The sequence below is a fragment of the Hansschlegelia zhihuaiae genome (assembly GCF_004103825.1).
GTDB lineage: Bacteria > Pseudomonadota > Alphaproteobacteria > Rhizobiales > Methylopilaceae > Methylopila > Methylopila zhihuaiae.
The window spans coordinates 57,507-64,055 of record NZ_RYFI01000024.1; the positions used below are offsets into that span (position 1 = coordinate 57,507).

Consider the following 6,549-nt stretch of genomic DNA (forward strand, 5'->3'; position numbering starts at 1 on the left):
GAAGGGAGCAGTTCCATGAGCGATGTCACAGCCGCCGCCTCGGGCCAGTTCACGATCGGCGACCGCAGGGTCAACCGCCTCGGCTTCGGCGCCATGCGCGTCACGGGCGACGGCGTCTGGGGCAAGCCGAAGGACCAGGCGGGCGCGCTCGCGACCCTGAAGCGCCTCCCTGAGCTCGGCGTCGATTTCATCGACACAGCGGACTCCTATGGGCCTTTCACCAGCGAGACGCTGATCCGCAACGCGCTGAGGCCTTATGAGGGGCTGTTCGTCGCCACCAAGGGCGGGCTCGTGCGCCACGGACCGGGGATCTGGCTTCCGGTCGGGCGGCCCGAATATCTCAAGCAGTGCGCGCTGATGAGCCGGAGGCGGCTCGGTGTGAAGACGATCGATCTGTGGCAGCTCCACCGCATCGACCCCAAGGTGCCGCGCGACGAGCAGTTCGACGTCATGGCGGAGCTTCAGAATGAGGGGATTGTCCGGCATCTCGGCCTGAGCGAGGTGAGCGTCGAGGAGATCAAGGCGGCGCAGAAGAAGTTCAAGGTCGTGACGGTCCAGAACCGCTACAACCTCGTCGACCGGACCAGCGAGGACGTGCTGGACTTCTGCGAGAAGGAGGGCATTGGCTTCATCCCCTGGTTCCCGCTCGCCGCCGGCGACCTCGCCAAGCCCGGCTCGGTGCTGGACGCGGTCGCGAAGAAGAACGGCGCGTCGCCCAGCCAGGTCGCGCTCGCCTGGGTGCTGAAGCGCAGTCCCGTGATGCTGCCGATCCCCGGCACCTCCAAGGTCAGCCACCTCGAGGAGAACGTCGCGGCCGCGGGCATCACGTTGTCCGACGAGGACTTTTCGGCGCTCGACCGGCAGGGCAAGGACGCGTTCCGTAAGGCGGCCTGAGGCCGTCGATGCCGGCGACAGGCGCAGACGCCGGGCCGCTGTTCGCCCGTCCGCTCTGCGTCAGTTGCCGGCGCTGCGGCCGCAAGCGCGTCTTCGGCTCGACCAGCGTCGAGGCGCGCCAGCTGGAAAGCGAGACGCTGTCGCGCCTCGTCTGCCGCCATTGCGGGGCGCGGGACGCGACGGCGGTCCGCCTGTCCGACGACCGGGAGGCCGCGCGCTGGCTGAAGGACAGATGACGCCGGAGGCCCGGCGTCAGCGATAGCCGAAGCCGACGTCGCCGAGCTCGACGCCGCCATAGGAGCGCGACTTCGACCGGGACGGGGCGCGGCGATCGTTGGCGCCGGACCCTTCGCTCGCCGCCTGCGACAGCGGCTGATAGCCGCCCGCATCGCCGCTGCTCTCGGTGCGGACCGGCTGTGGGCCGGTCCGCCAGCCCAGCGCCGCGGGATCGGCCTCGACGGGCCGGCTGCGGACATCGACCGTTCGTGACGCGCGGGATGCGACCTGAACGTTCCGCGACGGCTTCGGTTCTGGCGCGTCGTAGCCGTCGCCATAGCTCTCCGGGGCGCGGGCTGCGACCGGCGCGCTCCGGACCGGCTTCGGCTCGGGCGCGTCATAGCCGCCGCCATACGATTCCGGCGCGCGGGCGACGCGGGACGGCCGGGCCGGACGGGGTTCGGGCGCGGTCTCGATGACCGGCAGCGGCGCGGATTCGATCGTCGGGTCCCGACGCTCGCGCCAGTCGCCGTCCGAGGCGGGCTTGCGGCCCGACTCCTCGGCGAGTTCCTGATCGCGCCAGCGGTCTTCCTCGCGCAGTCCATTGTCTTCGCGGAGGCTGGCGCGGGCCTCGGCGCGGTTGGCCGGAACCGGCCGGTCGAGCGACGCGACCACGGTCGGCGCCGGCCGACGCGCCGACAGCGCGCGATCCGAGGGCGGCGGCTCGAAGATCGGAATCCCGCCGGAGAAGCCGGACCGGGCGCGCGGCGCTTCGGCGACCGCGACCTTGGTTTCGACCGGGGCGGGCTGCGCCTCGAAGGCGCGCTTCGGCGCGGCGGGCCGTGCTGCGTCGTCCTCGACCTCGACCGAGGCGACCATGACCTCGCCGCCGTCGATCCGCTCGGTCGGCGTCGGCGGCGGCCCCCAGCGGCCCTCGCCGCCCCACCAGGTCTTGGGCGGCTGGCGCTTGTCGTAGAAGGCGTTGCCGCCCGCGACCAGCACGTAGCGCATGTTCCGGTAAGGGAACTTGTACCCCGCCGTGTGGAAGAACTCGGCGTTCTGCACGCCCCTGTGCCGACGCCCGGCCAGCACCGCGTCCGCGACCTTGCGGGCGCGCGGGGCGCCGCGGTCGTTCATGGAGCGCGTCAGCACGCCCGGCGCGAACTGGCGCGGCGCGCCCACGACCTCGCAGATCGTCGAGCCGTATTTTCCGGATTTTAGCCGGTTCATAACAACGGTGCCGACCGCCAGCATGCCCGCGTCGCTCGAGCGGTTCGACTCGAAATACATCGCCCGCGCCAGGCATTCGCGCTCGCTCAGGCGCACCCTGGTGACCGAGCCCTTCGACGCGCAGCCGGCGAGCGCCGCGGAGGCGACGAGGAGCACCATGGCCGCACGAAGCCGTGAGGCGGTTTCTCGGGTCACTCGGCACGCTCCAACGCTACGCTTACGCGGGCGCCGGACCGTTGTGGCCTCACCGCAACATATTCGCGGGAAAGCCTCGGCGACGACGCCCAGGCTCAGAAAACGCGAAGAGTCTGAGGAAAAGTTTAACCGCCTGAGGAAAGCCGCCGTCACGAGCCCCGAGCCTTTCGGCTGGACTCACGGCGCATGCCGGGTCCATTGCCGCGCGCAGCCCATGGTTCGCGCTCGCGGGGCGTGTCCAGGATACATCGGAGACCGGCTTTGACCGACATCATCACGACCGCGAGCGCGTCTCCGGCGCGTTCGCTCGCCAAGACCATCAGCTGGCGCGTGCTGGGCTCGCTCGACACGCTCGCGCTCGGCTATCTGTTCACCGGCTCCGTCAAGGTCGCCGGATCCATCGCCTCGGCCGAGGTGGTCACGAAGATCGTGCTCTATTATCTGCATGAGCGCGGCTGGGCGCACATCGCCTGGGGCACGCGGCAGCCGAAGCCGCTGCATCTTCACGAGGCGGCGTCGAGCTCTCCGGACAGCCAGTCGAAGTAGGCCTGCGAGCCGCCGACGATCGGATGGACGACGATCTCGGGCAGCTCGTAAGCGTGCAGCTCGCGGATCAGCGCCTCGACCTTTGGCGCGCGTTCGGCCGTCGTCTTGATCTCGACCACGAATTCGGCCGCGACGCAGATCTCGCCTTTCCAGCGATAGACGCTCTCGGCCATCAGGATGCGCGCGCAGGCGCCGAAGCGTCGCTCGATCGCGGCGCGCGCGATGGCGTCCGCGACGCCGCGGTCGTCCGTCGTCGTGCAGACCGTCACGAAGTCAGGCGTTCGCGCCGTCGCCATCGCTGAGGGGATGGCGGTCAGTAGCGATAGGCGTTGATGTCGCCGACGCCGCCGGTTGCGAAGTCGTAGACCGACTGCTGGACCTGCTCCTGCGTCTGGTAGACCGGCCCGTTATAGCTGCGCGGGGGATAGCCGCGCCGCGCCGCGTAAGCCGGCCGGGCGCGCTTGTTGATGCGGATGTCCACATGGTCCGGCTCGCGGTAGCGACGGCGGTCGGACCGATACTCGGGCGTCGAGTCGCGGCTGCGCCAGCGCTCCTCCCAATAGGACGATTCCGCGTTTGCGGGCGCCGGGGCGACGGCGAGCGCGCCGAGCACGGCGGCGAGGGCTGCGAACGCTAGTCTCATGGCGGCGGTTCCCCAAGGGGCGGTCGAAGGATGACACAACGTCAGGGTCGCCCGCGACGTTCCGCGATGACGCAGGCGTGACGCCACGGGCTTTTTGACGCCGCGGCGCGCGCTCTGCTAAGGGGCCGCGCGCCGCTCGGACGGCGCGGCCTCTCCGGGCGCCGATGAGCCAGACGACCCTTCAGCGCTACGACGCCCTCGTCCGATCCGGCGCGCTCGACCGCGACCCGGCGCAGGCCAAGCTCGCCCAGCGGCTGGATAAGCTCGAGAAGAACCTCGAGGAGCGGGTCGGCGATCGCCAGGGCGCCTTGGGCTGGCTGTTCGGGCGCTCCAACGCGCCGACGCCGAAAGGCCTCTATGTCTGGGGCGACGTCGGGCGCGGGAAGACGCGGCTGATGGACATCTTCTTCGCCTCAGCCGACGTCGAGACCAAGCGGCGCGCGCATTTCCACGACTTCATGCAGGACGTCCACGCCCGCATCCATGCGAGGCGCCAGGAGGCCAAGGTCGGGAAGGCCGGCGGCGACGCCATCCCGCTGGTCGGCGAGGCGATCGCGGGGGAAGTCTCGCTGCTCTGCTTCGACGAGCTTCACGTCACCGACATCGCCGACGCCATGATCCTCGGCCGCCTGTTCGAGCGCCTGTTCGAGGCCGGCGTCGTGGTGGTGGCGACCTCCAACGTGCCGCCTTCCGAGCTCTACAAGGACGGCCTCAACCGCTCGCTGTTCCTGCCCTTCGTGCGCATGATCGAGGACAGGCTCGAGGTCTTCCGGCTCGATGCCCGGACGGATTTTCGCCGCGAGAAGCTCGGTCAGGGCGAGGTCTGGATCTCGCCCGCCGACGCCGAAGCGGATGCCGCGCTCGACGACGCCTTCCAGGCGCTCGCCGGCGAACACGGCGCGCGGGCCGAGATCGAGGTCCAGGGCCGCAAGGTGACGATCCCGCGCGCCGCGAACGGCGTCGCCCGGGCCTCGTTCGGAGATCTCTGCGCCAAGCCGCTCGGGGCGGCCGACTTCCTCGCGATCGCCCGGCGCTACCACACGCTGGTGCTCGACCGAGTGCCGCGGCTCGACGAGCGCCGCCGCAACGAGGCGCGCCGCTTCATGACGCTGATCGACGTGCTCTACGAGCGCAATGTGAAGCTCGTCGCCTCCGCCGAGACCGCGCCGGACGCGATCTGGGCCGGCGAGACCGGCTATGAGAGCTTCGGCTTCGCGCGCACGGCCTCGCGCCTCGTCGAGATGGGCTCGGACGAATGGCTACGCCGCGCGCATGGGCGCGGCGACAGCGCCGCGAGCGGCGCGACCACCGGGTTGGTGGAGACGTGACGCGGGCCGCCCACGATCCGCGGGCGCGATCGGCCGATAAGCGCGCCCGATCCCTTGAACGCCCGGCGCGAACGGGCTAGTCGAACCGCCGAACCCGCTTGGGTCCGTCGCGGCCCGCCGACCCCTCAATTTCGACCGGAGAGACCCCATGGCGCGCAGCAAGATCGGACTCGTGGGCGCAGGCCAGATCGGCGGCACGCTCGCCCATCTCGTCGGCCTGAAGGAGCTCGGCGACGTCGTCCTGTTCGACATCGTCGACGGCGTGCCACAGGGCAAGGCGCTCGATCTTGCGGAATCCTCGCCAGTCGACGGCTTCGACGCCGCCCTCAAGGGCACGTCTTCTTACGAGGACCTCGCCGGCGCCGACGTGGTGATCGTGACGGCGGGCGTGCCGCGCAAGCCGGGCATGAGCCGCGACGACCTGATCGGCGTGAACCTCAAGGTCATGGAGCAGGTCGGCGCCGGCATCGCGAAATTCGCGCCCGAGGCCTTCGTGATCTGCATCACCAACCCGCTCGACGCGATGGTCTGGGCGCTGCAGCAATCCTCGGGACTGAAGCCCGAGAAGGTCGTGGGCATGGCCGGCGTGCTGGACTCGTCGCGTTTTCGCTACTTCCTCGCCCAGGAGTTCGGCGTCTCGGTCGAGGACGTCACCGCCTTCGTGCTCGGCGGCCATGGCGACACCATGGTGCCCTTGACCCGCTACTCGACGGTCGCCGGGATTCCGCTGCCGGACCTCATCAAGATGGGCTGGACCACGCAAGCGAAGCTCGACCAGATCGTCCAGCGCACCCGCGACGGCGGCGCCGAAATCGTCGGCCTGCTCAAGACCGGCTCGGCGTTCTACGCGCCGGCGGCCTCGGCGATCGCGATGGCCGAGAGCTATCTCAAGGACAAGAAGCGCGTGCTGCCCTGCGCGGCGCAGCTCACCGGCCAGTACGGCGTGGACGGCATCTATGTCGGCGTGCCGACGGTGATCGGGGCGGGCGGCGTCGAGCGGATCGTCGAGATCGAGCTCGACCGGTCCGAGAGGGCAGAGTTCGACAAGTCGGTCAACGCCGTGAAGGGCCTGATCGAGGCCTGCCGGAAGATCGCCCCAAACCTGGGCAAGTGAGGCCGGCGACGCGACCGTCTTCGTCCTGACGCGTGGGCTCAGGATCCTCGACGCCGATGTCCGGGCCTTGCGCCTGGACCCATTCCGCGCGGCGTCCGAAGGTTTGATCCGCCGTCGCATTCCATCTTGCGCGGGCGGCGCTTATGGGTCCCGGCTCGAGGCCGGGACATGAGCGCGGCGCCGATGACGACCGAGCACCCGCTGGAGGGACCGCATGAACATCCATGAATATCAGGCCAAGGCGCTGCTCGGAAAATTTGGCGCGCCGGTGCCGACCGGCTTCGCGATCCTGACGGCGGACGACGCCGACGAGGCGCTGGGCCAGCTGCCCGGCCCTGTGTGGGTTGTGAAGTCACAGATTCATGCGGGGGGCCGCGGCAAGG

The 6,549-nt window shown here is 70.1% G+C and carries 9 protein-coding genes; 6 read left to right on the forward strand and 3 right to left on the reverse strand.

What is annotated here, in order from left to right:
• The first annotated feature begins 15 nt into the window (after positions 1-15).
• Both EK403_RS19590 and EK403_RS19595 read left to right on the forward strand, forming a co-directional pair.
• Positions 16-894, forward strand: coding sequence for an aldo/keto reductase (locus EK403_RS19590; protein ID WP_128779144.1), 879 nt, complete (start codon positions 16-18; stop codon positions 892-894).
• Between the two features lie 8 nt (positions 895-902).
• Positions 903-1,130: a hypothetical protein gene (locus EK403_RS19595; protein ID WP_128779145.1), complete on the forward strand. Its 228-nt coding sequence runs from the start codon at positions 903-905 to the stop codon at positions 1,128-1,130.
• Positions 1,131-1,146: 16 nt separating this feature from the next.
• Here EK403_RS19595 and EK403_RS23820 read toward each other — a convergent pair whose 3' ends face one another.
• Positions 1,147-2,499 carry a cell wall hydrolase gene (locus EK403_RS23820; RefSeq protein ID WP_128779155.1) on the reverse strand — a complete coding sequence of 451 codons (1,353 nt, stop codon included), beginning with the start codon at positions 2,497-2,499 and terminating at the stop codon, positions 1,147-1,149.
• 297 nt (positions 2,500-2,796) lie between these two features.
• Between EK403_RS23820 and EK403_RS19605 the strand changes: the two genes are divergently transcribed.
• Positions 2,797-3,081: a DUF2061 domain-containing protein gene (locus tag EK403_RS19605; RefSeq protein WP_245479804.1), complete on the forward strand. Its 285-nt coding sequence runs from the start codon at positions 2,797-2,799 to the stop codon at positions 3,079-3,081.
• Here the strand turns inward: EK403_RS19605 and cutA are convergent.
• The gene (cutA, locus tag EK403_RS19610) at positions 3,039-3,350 is read right to left on the reverse strand and encodes a divalent-cation tolerance protein CutA (RefSeq protein ID WP_245479805.1); all 312 of its coding nucleotides are present in this window, start codon (positions 3,348-3,350) and stop codon (positions 3,039-3,041) included. The genes EK403_RS19605 and cutA overlap by 43 nt on opposite strands.
• A gap of 44 nt (positions 3,351-3,394) precedes the next feature.
• Complete coding sequence (locus tag EK403_RS19615) at positions 3,395-3,724, reverse strand: hypothetical protein (RefSeq protein WP_128779148.1); 330 nt, start codon at positions 3,722-3,724, stop codon at positions 3,395-3,397.
• 164 nt (positions 3,725-3,888) lie between these two features.
• Here EK403_RS19615 and zapE point away from each other — a divergent pair, with 164 nt between their 5' ends.
• From zapE to EK403_RS19630, 3 genes are all read left to right on the forward strand, one after another.
• Positions 3,889-5,052, forward strand: coding sequence for a cell division protein ZapE (gene zapE / locus EK403_RS19620; protein ID WP_128779149.1), 1,164 nt, complete (start codon positions 3,889-3,891; stop codon positions 5,050-5,052).
• A 148-nt stretch (positions 5,053-5,200) separates the two neighbouring features.
• On the forward strand, positions 5,201-6,166 hold the full coding sequence (gene mdh / locus EK403_RS19625) for a malate dehydrogenase (protein ID WP_128779150.1): 966 nt from the start codon (positions 5,201-5,203) through the stop codon (positions 6,164-6,166).
• Positions 6,167-6,380: 214 nt separating this feature from the next.
• A partial coding sequence (locus EK403_RS19630; RefSeq protein ID WP_342633796.1) for an ATP-grasp domain-containing protein occupies positions 6,381-6,549 on the forward strand: 169 nt, incomplete at its 3' end.